Below are 19,987 nucleotides of genomic sequence, written 5' to 3'. Positions count from 1 at the left end.
ATAAGGTTACAAAAACATAGAGGACAACTCTTTTATTATATACTCACCAAATTGTGATTTTTTTTACATTTTTTTAAAATAAATTTAACAAGCTATTGAAGATAGTACAACGATTAATGAAATACTACCCTTCCATTCTTTACGAAGTGTAAGTAAACCGCGATGTAACAAGTTACTTGCCGATTGATAATTAACATCAAGCATGTCTGCAATTTGGTCTACTGTCAAACCTTGATGATAGCGTAAATACAAAGCTTCTTTTTGGCGGGCAGGTAAATCGTTTAATAATTTATTTAAATGAATAACTTTTTCTTTTGTTGCATAATCATCATCGATTAGATCATGTTCAACAGAAAATTCTAAAAGAAATGCTATAGAATCTGTACTCGTTGCTTTACGAAAAATATGATCACGCTCATGCAAACGGGCAATTCGTTTACGTACGCTTGATAACAAATAAGCTTTTACAACTACTGAACTTTGCAGCCCGTTGCGATATACCCAAATATCCGTAAAAACATCCTGAACACAATCTTGTACTTTCTCAGCATAAGGAGAAAGCGAATTTCCGTAGCTTACTAAATCACCATAATATTTCTCAAATAATATTGAGAATGATTTTTCATCTCCATCTTTCAAGTTATTCCAAAGCGTAATATCGTCAAATGTTTTGAATTGTAAAGTTTTGGTCTTCATATTAAATTGGAATAGAATTCTTGAAAATAATCACTTAGTTTTAACATAAAGAATACGGTTTTTTAACATTATCCTCTAGTTCTGTGCGATAAATATATAAAGGCAAAACTTAAAAACCAATTATTTTACACAAAAGAGACTGTTTTATAATATTGAAAATCCTCTCTTTTATTGATCTACCAAGGATTAGCATTATTTATAAAAAATAAAAACTTTCAAAATTTTTTAAATTTGTCAGATTTTACCGCGATACTGTTTTATGTTTTTTTTAACAAATTAAACAAAAGATCTTGTTAAAGAATTTATACCTGGATTTTTTTGCTGTTTATTAAAAACAAATTTACTCTTCTACTTTCTCTGGGTATGATTATAAAAAGTTTTATGCAAAAAAAAGCCCTACTAAATAATAGCAAGGCTTTTGGTTTTTCTATCTAATGTTTTTCTAGAAAGCTACATTCCATCTAGGTAATCTCGCATTCGCATCTAAGAAACTTTGTAAAACTTGTCCTTCAACCGCAGTTGGAATCGCTTTTACATCTGCATTAAAAGTTTCGTACCAAACCACTTCAAGAGCAGAGATATTTTCTAATTTCATTTGTGCTGGCCAGGAATATTTTCTTCCTGTTTTAGCGAATTGATGTCCGTTTACGATTTTATCGTATAAACCACCGTTTTTGCTTTTTAAAGTTCCGTCGTTCTGAACAGTTCCGGTAGATCCTACCATAATCAATTCTTTTGCATCACCTTCAACAGCATAAACAACAAAAACTCCTGCACCTTCAGATGCATTACAGGCTTGTTCTAAACTATCTTCAATAGTAAAAGTAAAACTATTGCTTACTTTAAATTTTTCTAATTCTTTGTACATATTTCTTTTTTTAAGCCGCTAAGAAACTAAGGTTCTAAGTTGCTAAGATTTTAAATTTGTTCCGTACATTTTGAAAATGTAAAAAAGTCTCAACAAAATATTGAGACTTTTTTTTGGAATTTTTTATTTTGAATATTAGAGATTATCCTAATATTTCTTTTACTTTTTTACCAATTTCAGCAGGTGAATCAACAACATGAATTCCGTTGTCTCTCATAATTTGCTTTTTAGCAGCAGCTGTATCATCAGAACCACCAACGATAGCACCTGCGTGACCCATTGTTCTACCAGCAGGAGCAGTTTCTCCAGCGATAAAACCAACAACTGGTTTACGGTTACCATCAGCTTTAACCCATTTAGCAGCATCAGCTTCTAATTGACCTCCAATTTCACCAATCATGATGATAATTTCAGTTTCAGGATCGTTCATTAATAATTCAACAGCTTCTTTAGTTGTAGTTCCAATAATTGGATCTCCACCAATACCAATAGCCGTAGTAATTCCTAAACCTTGTTTTACAACCTGGTCAGCAGCTTCGTAAGTTAAAGTTCCTGATTTAGAAACGATACCAACTGTTCCTTTTTTGAAAACGAAACCTGGCATAATACCAACTTTAGCTTCACCCGGAGTAATTACTCCCGGACAGTTTGGCCCGATTAATCTAGAATTTCTTTCTTTAACATAATTATTTGCTTTAATCATATCTGCTACAGGAATTCCTTCTGTAATAGCAATAATTACTTTAATTCCAGCATCAGCAGCTTCCATAATTGCATCAGCAGCAAAAGCTGGTGGTACAAAAATAATAGATGTATCAGCTCCAGCTTGATCTACAGCATCTTTTACTGTATTAAAAACCGGACGATCTAAATGGCTAGTTCCTCCTTTACCCGGAGTAACACCACCAACAACATTAGTACCGTACTCAATCATTTGAGAAGCGTGGAAAGTTCCTTCACTTCCTGTAAATCCTTGAACAATTATTTTGGAATCTTTATTAACTAAAACACTCATGATATATATTTTATGTAGTTTTTAAAATTGTGATGCAAAAGTAAGGTTTTGTAACGTATTTTAACCTTTTTGTCTTCAAAAAAATTAAGAAAATTGACTCATTTGATAACCGCGATACAATTTATCATCTTTTATTTGCCAAATTGTAGAAAAATGGGCCAATAACATCTCTTCTCTTGGGTTCTCAATCGTTTTCACAAAATGAGAATATCGTATTGAAACCAAATCATCTTCGGCTAAAATGTGGCTTATTCTTACTTTTGACCGAACGTATGCGCGACTAAGTTCGTTGGCCATATCCAACATCGAATTATAATCCATTTCGATTAATCCTTTGGTACTATGCCAGTCTAATTTTACCTCGGGATGCAAATAAGTTTTCATTATTTCGCTATCAATTAAGGCGTCTGACTTATAAAATTTTTGAACAAATTCTTTAATAGACATATTACTTCAATTTATTTAAAATTTCAGGAATCTTTTTGATATTGGCTAATTGTTTTAACTTTTCTCTTGATTCTTCGATTGGAGTACCAAAATAAGATTTTCCTCCTTCAACCGATTTGGTAACGCCTGTTTGTCCCATAATAACAGCCTTCGCTCCTATCGTGATACCGCTTGTAGTACCAACTTGTCCCCAAATAGTAACTTCATCCTCGATAATAACACAACCGGCAATACCAGTTTGCGAAGCAATCAAACACTTTTTACCAATTACCGTATCGTGTCCAACATGCACCTGATTATCCAGCTTTGTACCTTCTCCAATAGTTGTATCTCCTGTAACACCTTTGTCGATTGTGCAAAGAGCGCCAATACCTACATTATCTTCGATAACAACTCTTCCGCCAGAAATTAACTGATCGAAACCATCAGGACGTTTTTTATAATAGAATGCATCGGCCCCTAAAATTGTTCCCGCATGAATCATTACATTATCACCAATTACTGTATGATCGTAAATTGTAACATTAGGATGTATCAAACAGTTTTTACCAATGGTAACATTATTGCCAATAAAGCAATTGGGCTGAATCACAGTTCCTTCTCCAATAGTTGCAGAAAGAGCAATAGATACGCTTGTTGCCTGAAAAGGTCTAAAATGTTTGGTCAGGGTATTAAAATCTCTAAAAGGATCATCAGAAATCAAAAGAGCTTTACCTTCCGGACAATCTACTTTTTTATTAATTAAAACAATAGTAGCGGCCGATTGTAAAGCTTTGTCATAATATTTTGGATGGTCAACAAAAACTATATCTCCCGGCTCAACAACATGTATTTCGTTCATGCCTGAAACCGGAAAGTTTGGGTCACCTATAAATTCGCATTGAAGCAAATTTGCAATTTCTTGTAAAGAATGAATCTTTGGAAATTTCATATATATTAGTTTTTAGTCTCAGTTTTCAGTCTCAGTTTTCAATCTATATCAAAAACTGATAACTGCGACTGAAAACTGAAAACTTATAAAAACTACTCTTTTACACGCTCCATGTAATTACCAGAAGCGGTATCAATTTTAATTTTATCACCTTCGTTGATGAACAACGGAACGTTTACAGAAGCTCCAGTTTCTACCGTAGCAGATTTTGTAGCATTTGTAGCTGTGTTTCCTTTTACACCCGGCTCAGCATAAGTAACTTCAAGAATTACAGAAGATGGCATATCTACAGATAAAGGCAAATCAGTTTCAGTATTTACCTGAACCATTACACTTGTACCTTCTTTCAATAATCCCGGAGCATCTAAGATGTTTTTGTTCAAAGAAATTTGCTCAAAAGACTCTGTATTCATAAAATGAAACTCATCTCCTTCAGCATATAAAAACTGGTAATTATGCGTTTCAACACGCACATCATCAATTTTATGTCCTGCAGAGAATGTATTATCTAATACTCTTCCTGTAGTTAAACTTCTTAATTTTGTTCTTACGAAAGCAGGTCCTTTTCCAGGTTTTACGTGAAGAAATTCAACGATTTTATAAATATCGTGATTGAATTTAATACACAATCCGTTTCTAATATCTGATGTAGATGCCATTTGTTTTATTTTAGATTTTAGATTTCTGATTTTAGATTAAAACAGAAGTCTACATTAATTGTTTAATATTTTTATATTATTAATCGTAATCATTATATTTCAGTTTAGAAATCCAAAATCAGAAATCTATCCCGATAGTTATCGGGACTAAAATTAATAATTTCCTGAATAACCTTTCATAATTCCTCGTGATGAATTTCTGATAAAATCCAGAATTTCATCTCTCTCAGGAGTAGCTTCCATTTCAGCTTCAATAATACTTAAAGCTTGTGTTGTATTGTAATTCTTTTGGTATAAAATTCTGTAAATTTCCTGAATTTCTCTAATTTTTTCAGTACTAAATCCTCTTCTTCTCAAACCTACAGAATTGATTCCTACGTACGACAAAGGTTCTTTTGCTGCTTTTGTGTATGGCGGAACATCTTTTCTAACCAATGATCCACCAGAAATCATAGCATGATCTCCAATATGAATAAACTGATGAATAGCTGCTAAACCACCAATAACGGCGTGATTACCCACTACAACGTGACCTGCCAAAGCAACGCCATTTACGATAATAGCATTATTGCCAATTTCGCAATCGTGTGCAATGTGAGCATAAGCCATAACTAAACAGTTATTACCTAAAATTGTTTGTCCTGAAGCAACTGTACCTCTATTGATAGTTACACATTCTCTAATAGTACAATTATCACCTATAATAGCTAAAGAATCTTCTCCTCCAAATTTTAAATCTTGTGGCACTGCAGAAATTACTGCTCCTGGAAAAATATTACAATTTTTTCCAATTCGCGCACCTTCCATGATGGTTACATTTGAACCAATCCACGTACCATCACCAATAATAACATTATTGTGAATTGTTGTAAAAGGCTCAATTACAACGTTTTTAGCGATTTTCGCGCCGGGATGAACATATGCTAATGGTTGATTCATCTGTGAGTTTTATATTTTATATTAAAATAGTCTAATTTGGGCAACAAACGTAAACAATAAATTTGATTAAATTATTATTGTTTTCTTGCAATTTGAGCCATTAATTCTGCCTCTGTTACCAACTTTCCGTTTGCGTACGCATTTGCCTGCATATGACAGATTCCTCTTCTGATAGGAGAAATCAATTCGCATTTGAAAATTAAGGTATCACCCGGCAATACTTTATGCTTGAATTTAACATTATCAATTTTCATGAAATATGTCAAATAATTTTCAGGATCCGGAACAGTGCTTAGTACTAAAATCCCTCCTGTTTGCGCCATTGCTTCAACAATTAATACACCTGGCATAACCGGAGCTTCAGGAAAATGACCTACGAAGAAGTTTTCATTCATCGTTACATTCTTCATTCCCACAACATGACTATCAGACATTTCTATAATTCTGTCAATTAACAAAAATGGAGGTCTATGTGGTAAAACTGCCATAATTTTATGAATATCCATCAATGGTTCCAGATTTAAATCATAAACCGGAACATGATTTCTTTGTTCAATTTTAATAATTTTTGCTAATTTTTTGGCAAACTGCGTATTTACATAGTGCCCTGGTTTATTAGCAATAATTTTTCCCTGAATTCTAACACCAATCAAAGATAAATCCCCTACAACATCAAGCAATTTGTGTCTTGCTGCTTCGTTTGGATAATGTAAAGTAAGATTGTCTAAAACACCATTTGGTTTAACTGAAATCTTGTCTTTACCAAAAGCTTTCTTTAAATTTTCCATTGTACCTTCAGATATTTCTTTATCTACGTATACAATAGCATTATTTAAATCTCCACCTTTAATTAATCCGTTTTCTAAAAGAGACTCTAATTCATGTAAAAAACTAAAAGTTCTTGAATTAGCAATTTCATCTTTAAAATCGGCTATGCTTTTCATAGTTGCATTTTGAGTACCTAAAACTTTAGTACCAAAATCAACCATTGCAGTTACCTGATAATCATCGCTTGGCATTACCAAAATCTCGCTTCCTGTAGTTTCGTCAGTAAACGAAATAACTTCTTTTACTACATAAACATTACGTTTAGCATCTTGTTCTTCAACACCGGCATTTTCAATTGCTTCAACAAAATATTTTGATGAACCATCCATGATAGGAAGTTCAGAAGCATTTAATTCAATAATAACGTTATCCAAATCGCAACCAACCAATGCAGCTAAAACGTGTTCCGGAGTTTGAATTTTTACACCTAATTTTTCTAAGTTAGTTCCTCTTTGAGTATTAACAACATAATTAGCATCAGCCTCAATGACTGGTTGACCTTGCAAATCAACTCTTACAAAAGTGAAACCATTATTAATTGGAGCTGGTTTAAAAGTCATTGTAACTTCTTTTCCAGTGTGTAATCCAACGCCTGTTAGTGAAATTTCATTTTTGATGGTCTTCTGTTTAACCATTATTTCCATTTTTTGGGTTTATTATTTGTTTTTTTAATTCATCAATTTCGGCTACAATTTTAGGCAGATTTCTAAAATGCACATACGATTTATTAAAATCTGTATAGGCAAGAGATGGCGTCCCTTGCAATATTTCATCATCCTTAATGTTTCTTGCAACTCCTGACTGGGCCTGCAATCTTACATTGTTACCTATAATTAAGTGGCCTGCGATACCTACTTGCCCGCCAATCATACAGTTTTCTCCTATTTTTGTAGAACCGGCAACACCTGATTGAGCTGCAATTACAGTATTTTTACCAATTTCTACATTATGGGCAATCTGAATTTGATTGTCTAATTTAACTCCTTGTCTAATTATTGTAGAACCCAGAGTTGCTCTGTCTATCGTGGTATTTGCTCCTATATCTACATTATCTTCAATAACAACATTCCCTATTTGAGGAACCTTGCTATAGACGCCTTCTTCATTTGGCACAAAACCAAAACCATCAGCACCAATAATGGTTCCTGAATGAATGGTACAATTATTACCAATTATAGTTTCAGAATAAATTTTGGCGCCTGCAAAAATATACACATTATCGCCAATAACAACATTATCGCCAATAAAACTGTTTGGATAAATTTTTACATTGTCGCCTAAGACCACATTTTGCCCTATATAACTAAAGCTTCCCAGATATAAATTCTCTCCGTATTTAGTACCTTCAGTTATAAAAGATTGCGCTTCTATTCCGTTTTTATTCAATTTTACCTGATTATAAAATTGTAAAAGCTTAGAAAAAGAGGCATAAGCATCTTCTACTTTTATTAAAGTGGTCGTGATTTCCTGTTCAGGTATAAAACTGTCATTAACTATAGTAACTGACGCTTTTGTAGTATATATGTAGTTGATATATTTGGGATTAGCCAAAAAAGTAAGCGATCCTTCCTCACCTTCTTCTATTTTAGACAGCCGAGAAACTTCTGCATTGGGATTCCCAACAACTTCTCCTTCTAAAATTCCCGCTATTTGTTCTGCTGTAAATTTCATTGCGACAAAAATATAAAAAATAGATTTTAAATGTTAATTTTAGATAAGTTGTTTTGGGAAACAGATGTAATATTTTGTTACCAATTTAGATAACGATTTCAAATTCAGCTGATCAGAAGCTTCAACAACATCCTCAATTGTTTTATCTTTTTTCAAAATTCGTATTGGTTCAGCTTCTTTACTGTAGGCCTGATTTTTTATTTTTCCTCTAAAAATAAAATATCCGGCTTCTAATTGCGTAATATGATGCGTGTTAGCAAATTGTTCTTTTAAAGATTGAGATTCTTCTGGCGAAATTTTCTCAGCACTTAATTTAATTTTCAGTAAATCTCTGTTTATTAGCATCTTACTCAAAGTCGAAAGTACAAAATCATCTTGCTTTTGCCATGCTTTTAAAGCGCTAATAATATCAAAATCATCTAGTTGAGAAAATAAATCCAATTTTTCAGCATCAAAATCTTCCAAAGTCACTCTATTTTGCATAAAATATAAAAGAGGCTCACTGCAAGGCAAATTAATTCCTTTTAATGTTAATTCTTTGGCTCTTTTTAGAACATTCATCAAAATTAGCTCTGCAACTAAACTTGTTTTATGCAAATAAGCCTGCCAGTACATTAATCTTCTTGAAAGTAAAAATTTCTCTACCGAATAAATTCCTTTTTCCTCAATTACCAAAACACCATCAACAACATTCATCATCTGAATTAAACGTTCAGAATTGACATTTCCTTCAGCAACTCCGGTGTAAAAACTATCGCGTTTAAGATAGTCCATTCGATCCATATCCAACTGACTTGAAATCAATTGCAACATAAATTTTCTGTGATATTCTCCTTTAAAAACCTGAATTGCAAGACTCAATTTCCCTTCAAATTCATCATTGAGCTGGTTCATGAATAATAATGAAATAGCTTCGTGGTTGACATCTTCGACAATACTTTTTTCCATTGCATGTGAAAACGGCCCATGACCAATATCGTGAAGTAAAATAGCTATTAACAAGGCACATTCTTCATCGCTTGAAATAGCAACTCCTTTAAAACGAAGCGTTTCAACTGCTTTTTGCATTAAATGCATGCAACCCAAAGCATGATGAAAACGAGTATGATTGGCTCCGGGATAAACCAAATACGACATTCCCATTTGCGAAATACGGCGTAAACGCTGAAAATACGGATGCTGAATTAAGTCGTAAATAAGTTCGTTCGGGATAGAAATAAACCCGTAAATGGGATCATTGAATATTTTTAACTTATTGATCTGAGTCACTATTTGGTTCTTTTTAGGTCAACAAATATAAGTAAATAACTATAAAGAGCTTTGCGTTTTTCATTTAAAAATTGACATTAAATTGTCGTGATTTTCAATGTAATACTAAAGTGAGCCAAAAAAAATATACAAAAATCGACTTTTCTTATTCTGAAATTTATACTATTTTTAATACTTTTTAAGTTCTATACCTCTAAATTGCATTAAAATTAAATACGTTTATGGATAAGATAAAAATACTTTGGGTCGATGATGAAATCGATCTTTTGAAACCACATATATTATTTCTGGAGAAAAAAAACTACGCTGTAACTACTTGTAATAACGGTTTAGATGCTATTGCTTTATTCGAAGAAGACAATTTTGATATTGTTTTTTTGGATGAAAATATGCCCGGAATGAGCGGCCTGGAAACACTTTCTGAAATGAAAGAAAAAAAATCAGCCATTCCGATGATTATGATTACCAAAAGCGAAGAAGAATATATAATGGAAGAAGCCATTGGTTCTAAAATCGCTGATTATTTGATAAAACCGGTAAATCCGAATCAGATTTTACTTAGCTTAAAGAAAAACCTCGATCATTCAAGATTGATTTCTGAAAAAACAACGCTGGATTATCAAAAGGAATTTAGAAAAATCGCTATGGAAATGGCAATGGTTAATTCCTATGAAGATTGGGTAGAATTGTATAAAAAACTAATTTTCTGGGAACTTGAACTAGAAAACATCAATGATCAGGGAATGATTGAAATCCTTGAATCTCAAAAAGTTGAAGCCAATTCCCAATTCGGAAAATACATCGAAAGAAATTATGAAGACTGGTTTGCTCCAAAAGCAGATAAACCCATTCAGTCCCACAATTTATTTAAGGAATTAGTTGTTGCTGAAATCAAAAAGAAAGACAAACCAATTTTGTTCGTTGTAATTGATAATTTACGTTACGACCAATGGAAATCCTTCGAAACCGTCGTGGCAAATTATTATAAATTAGAAAAAGAAGTTCCTTATTTCTCTATACTTCCAACAGCAACACAATATGCCAGAAATGCTATTTTCTCTGGTTTATTACCTACAGAAATGGAAAAGCAATTTCCGCAGTACTGGAAAAATGACGTTGAAGACGGCGGAAAAAACCTTTACGAAGCCGAATTTCTTTCAGCTCAATTAAAACGTTTGGGTTTAAATATTAAAGAAGATTACTTTAAAATCACCAATTACGCGGGCGGAAAAAAACTAGCCGAAAACTTCAAAGCTCTAAAAGGTAATGATTTAGTTACCGTAGTATACAATTTTGTTGATATGCTGTCTCACGCAAAAACCGAAATGGATGTTGTAAAAGAACTAGCTTCTGATGATAAAGCGTATCGCTCACTAACATTAAGCTGGTTTAAAAATTCTCCGCTTTTAGAAATTATTCAACAAGCACAACTTTTAGGTTTCAAATTGATCCTGACTACAGATCACGGAACAATTAATGTAAAAAACCCGTCAAAAGTGGTTGGAGATAAAAATACAAGTTTAAATTTGCGCTATAAAACAGGTCGTAGTTTAACATACGAACAAAAAGATGTTTACGTCGTAAAAGAACCAAAAGATATTGGTTTACCAGCAATAAACATGAGTAGTTCGTTTATTTTTGCTAAAAATGATTTCTTTTTAGCCTACGTAAACAACTACAATCATTATGTGAGTTATTACAGAAATACGTACCAACATGGCGGAATTTCATTAGAAGAAATGATTATCCCTTTTTTAGTATTTAACCCTAAGTAAGACAGTTTTCAAAATTGAGACTATAATTAATAAGCAATAAAAATGAATATCGTTTTTTCATTAGATCAAATCAAAGAAGTAGCAGAGAAAATTTTAGCTCAAAACCCCAACAAAATCATTCTTTTTAATGGAGAAATGGGAGTTGGAAAAACTACTTTAATCAAACAACTTTGTAAAAGTCTTGGAGTTGAAGATGCTACAAGCAGCCCAACTTTTTCTTTAGTTAATGAATACTATACTTCTAGCAATCAGATCGTTTATCATTTTGATTTTTACAGATTGAATAAAGAAACTGAAGCTCTTGATATGGGCGTGGATGATTATTTGTATTCAGGAAATTGGTGTTTTATTGAATGGTCTGAAAAAATTGCTAGTTTAATTCCAGAAGAACATTCGCTCGTTACTATTGAGTTATTAGCAGATGGAAAAAGAGAATTGAAATTAGAATAAATATTCCGCAAAGATTCACCAAGATTTAGCAAAGGTTAGCAAAAGGTTCGCAAAGCTTTTATAATAATTCTTTATGTGATTTTTCAAAATCTTCATGAATCTCTGTGAAACAATATACATATATAAATGAATACCGTAGAAATCATTCCCTTTTCAGAAGAATTAAAAGAACCCATCAAGACTTTAAACAAAGAATGGCTTCAAAAATATTTTAAAGTTGAGGAAAAAGATGAAATAGTACTTTCGAATCCGCAGGAAGAAATCATTGATAAAGGCGGATTGATTTTCTATGCTAAATATAAAAGCGAAATTATTGGAACAGTTTCTCTAATGAAAATTGATCATAATACATTTGAATTGAGTAAAATGGCAGTTTCAGATAAAGCACAAGGTCTCGGAATTGGGAACAAATTACTCATTCATTGTTTGGCTGTAGCCGAAGAAAATAATATCAAAACGCTTATCTTATATTCGAACCGAAAATTACTTCCCGCAATTCATCTATACGAGAAATTCGGTTTTATCGAAGTTCCTTTAGGAAATGTAAGTTATGAAAGAGCCGACATTAAAATGGAAAAAATTATACCTTAATTTCATGACATAGTATTAGCAGAATTTTTACACTGATTTTAAAACTTTTTACGTAATTTGTACTCTTAATTTTTCGCACAACCCATGTCAATCACCTTAACTCCATTTACGAAACAACAATTGTTGCCACAAGAAGAAAAACTTGAAGTTGGCCGATTCAAAAGAGAACTTTTTATAGGAATTCCTAAAGAAACAAGTTATCAGGAACGTCGTATTTGCTTAACTCCAGACGCCGTCAACTCTTTGACTTATGAAGGTCATCGCGTTATGATTGAATCCGGAGCCGGAGAAAGTTCCAGTTATTCTGACAAAGAATATTCTGATGCGGGCGCGGAAGTAACAAAAGATACCAAGAAAGTTTTTGGATGTCCGATGTTGCTAAAAGTAGAACCGCCTACTATAGCAGAAATTAAAATGATCAATCCTGAAACGATTATTATTTCGGCTATTCAGTTAAAAACCAAAAAGAAAGAATATTTCGAAGCTTTGGCGCAGAAAAAAATTACTGCACTTGCTTTTGAATATATCAAAGATGAAGACGGATCTTATCCTGCTGTAAAATCACTAAGCGAAATTGCAGGAACAGCTTCTGTACTTATTGCAGCAGAATTAATGATTACAAACGAATTCGGAAAAGGACTTTTATTCGGAAACATTACCGGCGTCCCTCCTACCGAAGTTGTAATTTTAGGTGCCGGAACAGTTGGTGAATTTGCTGCTAAAACCGCTATTGGTTTGGGAGCAAATGTAAAGGTTTTCGATAATTCGATTACAAAATTACGTCGTTTACAAAACAACTTAAATCAAAGAATTTTCACTTCTACAGTACAACAAAAAGCATTATTAAAGGCATTAAGACGTTGTGATGTCGCTATTGGAGCTATGCGTGGCAAAGAACGCTGTCCTATTATAGTGACAGAAACAATGGTAGAGCACATGAAAAAAGGTGCCGTAATTGTTGATGTTAGTATCGATACCGGAGGATGTTTTGAAACATCGGAAGTTACCACTCACGAAAAACCAACTTTTATCAAGAGTAATGTTTTACATTACTGTGTACCAAATATTCCGTCAAGATACTCCAAAACAGCCTCATTATCAATAAGCAACATTTTAACTCCTTACTTACTGCAAATAGCTGAAGATGGTGGTCTTGAAAGCGCCATAAGATGCAATAAAGGTTTAAAAAACGGAATTTACCTCTATCACGGAATTTTAACCAACAAAGCAATTGGCGAATGGTTTGATTTACCGGATAACGACATCAATTTACTTGTATTTTAAGGGAACTTTAGCGTACCTTTGCAAAAATTTTATTTCATGAAGTTCGTACATCGTTTTGCTTATTATCTGATTGGTTTAGTTATGGGATGCTTTTTTGTAGCCCTTGTTTTTAGTGGAAAAGATACCCGTTGCAACTATTTTCCTAATGCCAGAGTTTTAAATAGTTTACGCACAAAACCTTTTCAGTATTCTGAAAAAGCAGTTCAGACTCTAAACGAAAAATGGATCGATACGGCTGATATTAAAAACACATTGAAATTTGGAGATGTTGATTTTGATCAAAGTAATGTTCCGTTCAAAAAAGGAAAACTTTATATTATCGAAGGAAAAACAGTTAAAAACCAAGAGATTATCCTTAAAGTAATTAACTACGAAAACAAAGCAGTTTTAGACGAGATTATAAAGAAACCTCTGGAAAAGTAATTTTTTTGTCAGGAGCTAATCCCGCTATCGTTCCAATCTTTTTTATTTTTAAAGAAAAAAATAAAAAAGGATTTCCACTTCTATCGGGGCTAGCGCAATCATTTTCATAAGAATATATTCGTCTGATTTGTCATTTCGACGCAGGAGAAATCTTCGCGAGAAGCTCGACAAAGACTTGATTATAGTTACGGAGTTACTTGCGAAGATTTCTACTGAGTCGAAATGAAAAGATTGTAAAAATCAAAATTGAAAATTGTTAAAATTAATATTTACCACTCAATCTCTTTCAAACCTTTTGATTTTAAAAATTCATTCGTCTTGCTAAAATGTTTATTTCCGAACCATTTTCCCTGATTAGCACTCATTGGCGAAGGATGCCCGGATTCTAAAACATGATGTTTCGAGCGATCAATTTTTTGTCCTTTTTTCTGAGCAAAACTTCCCCATAATAAAAACACAACATTTTCTTTTTTATCAGAAATAGCCTGAATAACCGCATCAGTAAATAAATTCCATTTTAGATGTTTATGACTATTCGGACTATCTTTTCGAACTGTTAACGAAGCATTTAAAAGCAACACACCCTGATTTGCCCATTTCTCAAGATTACCAGAAGTTGGCATAAAAACCGAATCAAGATCTGTATTTATTTCCTTAAAAATATTACGCAACGAAGGCGGAATTTTTACATTGTCATTAACAGAAAAGCTTAGCCCATTTGCTTCTCCTTCTCCATGATAAGGATCCTGACCAATAACAACAACTTTTACATCATTGAAAGAACAATGATTGAACGCCGAAAAAATCAAATCTAAAGGCGGATAACAAATATGATTATTACATTCGTCTTCCAGCGACAAAAGCAAATCTTTAAAATAAGGTTTTTCTAACTCATCCGATAAAACGGCTTGCCATTCAGGAGAAAGATTAATTTTCATTTAATAAATTTTATTACAAATTACGCAAAGTTTTTTTCAAAGTACTAATTAATAGTACTATTTCGTTGTAAAACTTTGTAACTTTGAACCTTTACAACTTACGATATAAATGATATCAATTACCGAAAAAACATTACAAGATTTACAATTTCCAACAGTGCTCGAAACTATTTCGGCTGGCTGTAATACAGATATAGGAAAAGAAAAAGCTTTACAAATAACTCCGTTTAGAGATAAAGAAACTCTGATGCGGGCTTTGATGCAAACATCAGAATATGTTTCGTCTTTTGAAAATAACAACGCCATTCCCAATCATGGGTTTGATGCCATAACGCACGAAATTAAATTTCTGGCCATTGAAGATAGTTTCCTGGAAGTAGGAAGTTTTAGAAAAATTGCAACACTTTCATCAACAGCAAATTTCTTGTTGAATTTCCTTAAAAAGTTTGATGACTATTATCCAAACTTAAACGCAAGAGCTTCAAGAGTTGAATATACTAAAGATATTGTAACTCTCATAGATGCTATTGTAGACAAATACGGAGAAATCAAAGACAATGCTTCACCAGCTTTATTGAGCATTCGCCAAAATATGAATATTGTTCGCGGTAAAGTAAACCAAAGTTTTGGAGTGGCACTTTCTCATAATAATAGTCTTGGTTATTTAGATGACATCAAAGAAAGTTTTGTCCAAAATCGTAGAGTGCTTGCCGTTTTAGCAATGTATCGTCGTAAGGTAAAAGGTTCGATTTTAGGAAGTTCCAAAACCGGAAGTATCGCTTATATCGAACCTGAAGCTACTTTACAATATTCCAGAGAATTAGCAAATCTTGAATACGAGGAAAAAGAAGAAATTACCAGAATTCTAAAACAATTATCAAATCAAATTCGACCATATTTACCTTTATTAGTTGAATATCAGGAATTTTTGAGTGATATTGATGTTGTTGCCGGAAAAGCAAAATATGCCAACAGAATCAACGGAATCCTGCCAACAATTACCGAAGAAAGAAGATTGTTTTTTAGAGAAGCGTATCATCCCATTTTGTATTTGAATAACAAACAAAAAAACGAAATCACGCATCCGCAAACTATTGAATTAAAACAAGATAACCGAATCATTGTAATTTCCGGACCAAACGCGGGAGGAAAAACAATTTCGCTTAAAACGGTTGGTTTATTACAATTGATGTTGCAATCAGGGATGTTGATTCCGGTTCACGAACGAAGTGAAACTTTTTTGTTTGATAGAATTATAACAGATATAGGTGACAATCAATCTATTGAAAATCATTTGAGTACTTATAGTTACCGATTAAAAAACATGAATTATTTCTTAAAGAAATGCAACAAGAAAACCATGTTTTTAATTGACGAATTCGGTACCGGTTCTGATCCTGAATTAGGTGGCGCTTTGGCTGAAATTTTCTTAGAAGAATTTTATCATCGTGAAGCTTTCGGAATTATTACAACGCATTATTCGAATTTAAAAATTCTCGCAAACGAATTGCCGTATGCAACAAATGCGAACATGATGTTTGATGAAAAATCATTGGAACCGATGTATAAACTGGCTTTAGGTCAGGCCGGAAGTTCGTTTACTTTTGAAGTAGCTCTGAAAAACGGAATTCCGTTTGGATTAATCAATCGTGCCAAAAAGAAAATCGAAGTTGGTAAAGTTCGTTTTGATAAAACTATTGCAACACTTCAGAAAGAAAGATCGAAGCTTGAAAAAACTTCTATCAATTTGAAAGAAGAAGAAACGCGAGCCCGTGAAGAAAGCAAAAAGATGGAAAACATCAATGTAAAAATCAAACAAAAATTAGAAAGCTATCAGGAATTATATGATAGTAATCAAAAGACAATTTACATTGGCCAGAAAATTGAAGATATATCTGAGAAATATTTCAACAATAAAAACAAAAAAGAACTTATTGGAGAATTTTTGAAAATCATAGAAATCGAAAATTCGAAACGTAAAAAAGCGACTCCAAAAGAAGCCAAAGCAATAATCGAAAAGAAAAAAGAAGTTATCGCAGAAGTATCGGTTCAGGTTGAAGAAATTCGAAAAGAGAAAAAAGAGAAGAAACTCAAGCCTGTTATTGAAAAACCAAAACCAATTTTAAAAGTTGGTGACAGAGTAAGAATGCTCGACGGAAGATCTGTTGGAAGTATCGATTCAATCGAAAAAAATAAAGCAACAGTAAATTACGGAATATTTACTTCGAAAGTAAGTTTGGATGAATTAGAGTTTGTTGAAGCTGGGAAAAAATAAGTTTTTAGTCTAAGTGACAGTTTTCAGTTGTAAAAAGACTAAAATTATAGCAAAAATTAAAATAAAGCGATTTTAAGCATGGATTTTAAAAAAGACGATTAAGGAGATAGATATTTTATAAACATCGCTTAAAATTTATTTATGGAAGTGATTTTTGATTCATAAAATCTATTGTTTTTCCATTATAGATAGCAAAAAATTATACCTGTTATTGTTACTATTTTCAATTCTAAGAACAAGAAATAACAAACCAACATCAGCTTCGTCAAAGTTTTAAACTTTGACAAAGCTTAAAACTTGAAACCTTAAACTTGAAACTTTTCCAAATGCAAGACCTTCCAGAAAACAAAAAAATAATTCTTTTCGATGGCGTTTGCAATTTATGCAATGACGCAGTTCAGCTTATTATTAAACATGACAAAAAAGATATTTTTAGATTTGTGGCTTTGCAATCAGATTTGGGAAAAGAAATTTGTAAATATATAGGTGTTGATCAAACTAAAATTGATAGTATCATTTTATACAATCCTCGCGTAGCCTATTATTATAAATCTTCGGCAGCTATTGAAATTGCAGAAGAACTTGGAGGAATTTATAGTTTGATTTCTGTTTTAAAAATATTCCCGGAAAAACTTCGAAATTTTGTTTACGATTATATTGCTAAAAACCGTTACAAATGGTACGGCAAAAAAGAAAGCTGCATGATTCCAACTCCAGAGTTGAAGGCAAAGTTTTTATAAAAATCGGCCCACGGATTTTTACGGATAAAGGCGATTTACACAGATTTTATTTATTTTTTATTCTCATTTTATGTCATCCCGAGGAACGAGGGATCTCCGTAAGTAGCTCTACAATATCAATACATACTTTACATTATTTCTTTGCGGGACTTCGACTAAGCTCAGTCTGACATAGAACACGATTGATAGAAAAAATTCTTATGAAACCTAGTGCCCTAGCCCTGATAGAAACGGTATCCTTTTATTTTTTTTCTTTAGAAAAAATAAAAAATACGAGCGGATAGCAGGAAATAGCTCCTTAGTCTTAGACTTCGCTCAGAGTGTCATTTGGGTAAAATTTTCCAATAAAAAATCCCAAACTCCAGTTTTAAATTGGAATTTGGGATTTTTAATTTAAAAATTCATCAGAAACTATCTAATCAATTTTCTGTATTTCAAACGTTTTGGAGTTAAATCACCACCTAAACGTTTCTTTTTGTTTTCTTCGTATTCAGAGAAACCACCTTCAAAATAGTATACTTCAGAATCTCCTTCGAAAGCCAGAATGTGCGTACAGATTCTGTCTAAGAACCATCTGTCGTGCGAAATAATAACGGCACAACCTGCAAAATTCTCCAAACCTTCTTCAAGTGCACGAAGTGTATTTACATCTAAATCATTCGTAGGTTCATCCAGTAAAAGTACGTTTCCTTCTTCTTTCAATGTCATTGCAAGGTGCAAACGGTTACGCTCACCACCTGAAAGCATTGAAACTTTCTTGTTTTGTTCTCCACCGCCAAAGTTGAAACGTGATAAATAAGCTCTTGAGTTCACTTGCTTTCCGCCCATCATAATCAATTCCTGACCATCGGCAAAGTTTTCCCAGATAGATTTATTTGGGTCAATGTTAGAGTGAGATTGATCTACGTAAGCGATTTTTACAGTTTCACCAACTGAGAATTCCCCACTATCCGTAGCCTGTTCACCCATAATCATTTTGAAAATGGTAGATTTACCAGCACCGTTTGGCCCAATAATCCCAACAATTCCTGCTTGTGGCAAAGTGAAATTTAAATTATCGTACAATAATTTATCTCCAAAAGCTTTGGCAACATTCTTCGCTTCAATAACATTGGTTCCTAAACGTGGACCGTTCGGGATATAAATTTCCAGATTTTCATCCAGTTGTTTTTGATCTTCGTTTAATAATTTGTCGTAATTCTGTAAACGTGCTTTTTGCTTTGTCTGACGACCTTTTGCTCCTTGACGAACCCAGTCAAGCTCACGCTCTAAAGTTTTTCTACGTTTTGAAGCAACTTTTTCTTCTTGTGCCATACGGCTTGATTTTTGGTCTAACCAAGAAGAATAGTTTCCTTTCCAAGGAATTCCTTCTCCTCTATCCAACTCAAGAATCCAACCTGCAACATTATCCAAGAAGTATCTATCGTGCGTTACCGCAATTACTGTTCCTGCATATTGAGCTAAATGCTGCTCTAACCAAAGTACAGATTCAGCATCTAAGTGGTTGGTAGGCTCATCAAGTAGCAATACATCAGGCTGTTGCAATAACAAACGACATAAAGCCACACGACGACGCTCACCTCCTGAAAGGTTTTTGATTGGCGTGTCTCCTTCCGGAGTACGCAAAGCATCCATTGCAATTTCTAGTTTTGTGTCGATTTCCCAGGCACCAAGCGCATCAATTTTGTCTTGTAAAGCTGCCTGACGATCCATCAACTTGTCCATTTTATCAGGATCAGAATAGTTTTCTTCAAGACCGAATAAATCATTGATCTGATTGTATTCTTCTAAAACTGCCATAGTTTCTGCAGCTCCTTCACGAACAATTTCAATAACTGTTTTAGAATCATCAAGAATAGGCTCTTGCTCTAAGTAACCTACAGTATACCCCGGTTGAAAAACAACATCTCCCTGATAATTTTTATCTACACCTGCAATAATCTTTAAAAGAGAAGATTTTCCAGAACCATTAAGTCCAAGAATACCAATTTTAGCTCCGTAAAAAAAGCTCAAATAAATGTTTTTAAGCACCGGTTTGTCTGCTCCCTGATAGGTTTTGCTCAATTTTTGCATTGAGAAAATTACTTTCTTATCGTCTGACATTCTATTTATTTTTAATTTTAATTAATTATTTTTCTATTAATTTTTTCTTGCAATTCAAATTTTATATTGCAATTGATTTTGATCT

General features: G+C 33.0%; 19 protein-coding genes. 7 read left to right on the top strand and 12 right to left on the bottom strand.

Annotated elements, in window-relative coordinates; all coding sequences use genetic code 11:
- Positions 1-84: 84 nt before the first annotated feature.
- The 10 genes from LNP81_RS19035 to LNP81_RS18990 form a co-directional block, all read right to left on the bottom strand.
- Positions 85-696: an RNA polymerase sigma factor gene (locus LNP81_RS19035; protein WP_230038559.1), complete on the bottom strand. Its 612-nt coding sequence runs from the start codon at positions 694-696 to the stop codon at positions 85-87.
- A gap of 442 nt (positions 697-1,138) precedes the next feature.
- Complete coding sequence (locus tag LNP81_RS19030) at positions 1,139-1,564, bottom strand: hypothetical protein (RefSeq protein ID WP_230038557.1); 426 nt, start codon at positions 1,562-1,564, stop codon at positions 1,139-1,141.
- Positions 1,565-1,706: 142 nt separating this feature from the next.
- Positions 1,707-2,579, bottom strand: a complete 873-nt coding sequence (gene sucD, locus LNP81_RS19025; protein WP_065450100.1) for a succinate--CoA ligase subunit alpha — start codon at positions 2,577-2,579, stop codon at positions 1,707-1,709.
- 84 nt (positions 2,580-2,663) lie between these two features.
- A complete protein-coding gene (locus LNP81_RS19020; protein ID WP_230038555.1) occupies positions 2,664-3,026 on the bottom strand; it encodes a nuclear transport factor 2 family protein in 363 nt (120 codons plus the stop codon).
- Position 3,027: 1 nt separating this feature from the next.
- Entirely contained in the window at positions 3,028-3,957 is a 930-nt protein-coding gene (locus LNP81_RS19015) for a UDP-3-O-(3-hydroxymyristoyl)glucosamine N-acyltransferase (RefSeq protein ID WP_230038553.1), read from the bottom strand.
- Positions 3,958-4,049: 92 nt separating this feature from the next.
- A complete protein-coding gene (gene efp / locus LNP81_RS19010) occupies positions 4,050-4,616 on the bottom strand; it encodes an elongation factor P (protein ID WP_029270178.1) in 567 nt (188 codons plus the stop codon).
- 153 nt (positions 4,617-4,769) lie between these two features.
- On the bottom strand, positions 4,770-5,555 hold the full coding sequence (gene lpxA / locus LNP81_RS19005; RefSeq protein ID WP_017497513.1) for an acyl-ACP--UDP-N-acetylglucosamine O-acyltransferase: 786 nt from the start codon (positions 5,553-5,555) through the stop codon (positions 4,770-4,772).
- 74 nt (positions 5,556-5,629) lie between these two features.
- The gene (locus tag LNP81_RS19000; RefSeq protein WP_230038551.1) at positions 5,630-7,018 is read right to left on the bottom strand and encodes a bifunctional UDP-3-O-[3-hydroxymyristoyl] N-acetylglucosamine deacetylase/3-hydroxyacyl-ACP dehydratase; all 1,389 of its coding nucleotides are present in this window, start codon (positions 7,016-7,018) and stop codon (positions 5,630-5,632) included.
- The gene (gene lpxD, locus LNP81_RS18995) at positions 7,011-8,054 is read right to left on the bottom strand and encodes a UDP-3-O-(3-hydroxymyristoyl)glucosamine N-acyltransferase (protein ID WP_230038549.1); all 1,044 of its coding nucleotides are present in this window, start codon (positions 8,052-8,054) and stop codon (positions 7,011-7,013) included. The genes LNP81_RS19000 and lpxD overlap by 8 nt, the downstream gene beginning before the upstream one ends.
- A 39-nt stretch (positions 8,055-8,093) precedes the next feature.
- Positions 8,094-9,323: an HD domain-containing protein gene (locus LNP81_RS18990; RefSeq protein WP_230038547.1), complete on the bottom strand. Its 1,230-nt coding sequence runs from the start codon at positions 9,321-9,323 to the stop codon at positions 8,094-8,096.
- 221 nt (positions 9,324-9,544) lie between these two features.
- Between LNP81_RS18990 and porX the strand changes: the two genes are divergently transcribed.
- The 5 genes from porX (at position 9,545) to LNP81_RS18965 (ending at position 13,846) form a co-directional block, all read left to right on the top strand.
- The gene (porX, locus tag LNP81_RS18985; RefSeq protein ID WP_230038544.1) at positions 9,545-11,098 is read left to right on the top strand and encodes a T9SS response regulator signal transducer PorX; all 1,554 of its coding nucleotides are present in this window, start codon (positions 9,545-9,547) and stop codon (positions 11,096-11,098) included.
- A gap of 42 nt (positions 11,099-11,140) precedes the next feature.
- A complete protein-coding gene (tsaE, locus tag LNP81_RS18980) occupies positions 11,141-11,548 on the top strand; it encodes a tRNA (adenosine(37)-N6)-threonylcarbamoyltransferase complex ATPase subunit type 1 TsaE (protein ID WP_230038542.1) in 408 nt (135 codons plus the stop codon).
- A gap of 126 nt (positions 11,549-11,674) precedes the next feature.
- Positions 11,675-12,139, top strand: a complete 465-nt coding sequence (locus LNP81_RS18975; RefSeq protein ID WP_230038540.1) for a GNAT family N-acetyltransferase — start codon at positions 11,675-11,677, stop codon at positions 12,137-12,139.
- Positions 12,140-12,223: 84 nt separating this feature from the next.
- Positions 12,224-13,423, top strand: coding sequence for an alanine dehydrogenase (locus LNP81_RS18970; protein ID WP_194614668.1), 1,200 nt, complete (start codon positions 12,224-12,226; stop codon positions 13,421-13,423).
- Positions 13,424-13,459: 36 nt separating this feature from the next.
- Complete coding sequence (locus LNP81_RS18965; protein WP_230038539.1) at positions 13,460-13,846, top strand: DUF4258 domain-containing protein; 387 nt, start codon at positions 13,460-13,462, stop codon at positions 13,844-13,846.
- Between the two features lie 269 nt (positions 13,847-14,115).
- Here the strand turns inward: LNP81_RS18965 and ung are convergent, their stop codons facing one another.
- Entirely contained in the window at positions 14,116-14,784 is a 669-nt protein-coding gene (gene ung, locus LNP81_RS18960; RefSeq protein WP_230038537.1) for a uracil-DNA glycosylase, read from the bottom strand.
- A gap of 109 nt (positions 14,785-14,893) precedes the next feature.
- Between ung and LNP81_RS18955 the strand changes: the two genes are divergently transcribed.
- Positions 14,894-17,059 (top strand): endonuclease MutS2, encoded by a 2,166-nt coding sequence (locus LNP81_RS18955; protein WP_230038535.1) that lies wholly within the window; start codon positions 14,894-14,896, stop codon positions 17,057-17,059.
- Positions 17,060-17,385: 326 nt separating this feature from the next.
- Positions 17,386-17,799 carry a thiol-disulfide oxidoreductase DCC family protein gene (locus LNP81_RS18950; protein ID WP_230038533.1) on the top strand — a complete coding sequence of 138 codons (414 nt, stop codon included), beginning with the start codon at positions 17,386-17,388 and terminating at the stop codon, positions 17,797-17,799.
- Positions 17,800-18,210: 411 nt separating this feature from the next.
- On the opposite strand, the gene ettA is transcribed toward LNP81_RS18950, so the two are convergent.
- Complete coding sequence (gene ettA, locus LNP81_RS18945) at positions 18,211-19,902, bottom strand: energy-dependent translational throttle protein EttA (protein WP_026985169.1); 1,692 nt, start codon at positions 19,900-19,902, stop codon at positions 18,211-18,213.
- Positions 19,903-19,987: the final 85 nt, after the last annotated feature.

Source organism: Flavobacterium piscisymbiosum, assembly GCF_020905295.1.
Taxonomy (GTDB): Bacteria; Bacteroidota; Bacteroidia; order Flavobacteriales; family Flavobacteriaceae; genus Flavobacterium; species Flavobacterium piscisymbiosum.
Note: the sequence above shows the minus strand (reverse complement) of the source record. Positions and strands in the feature narration are given on the sequence as shown.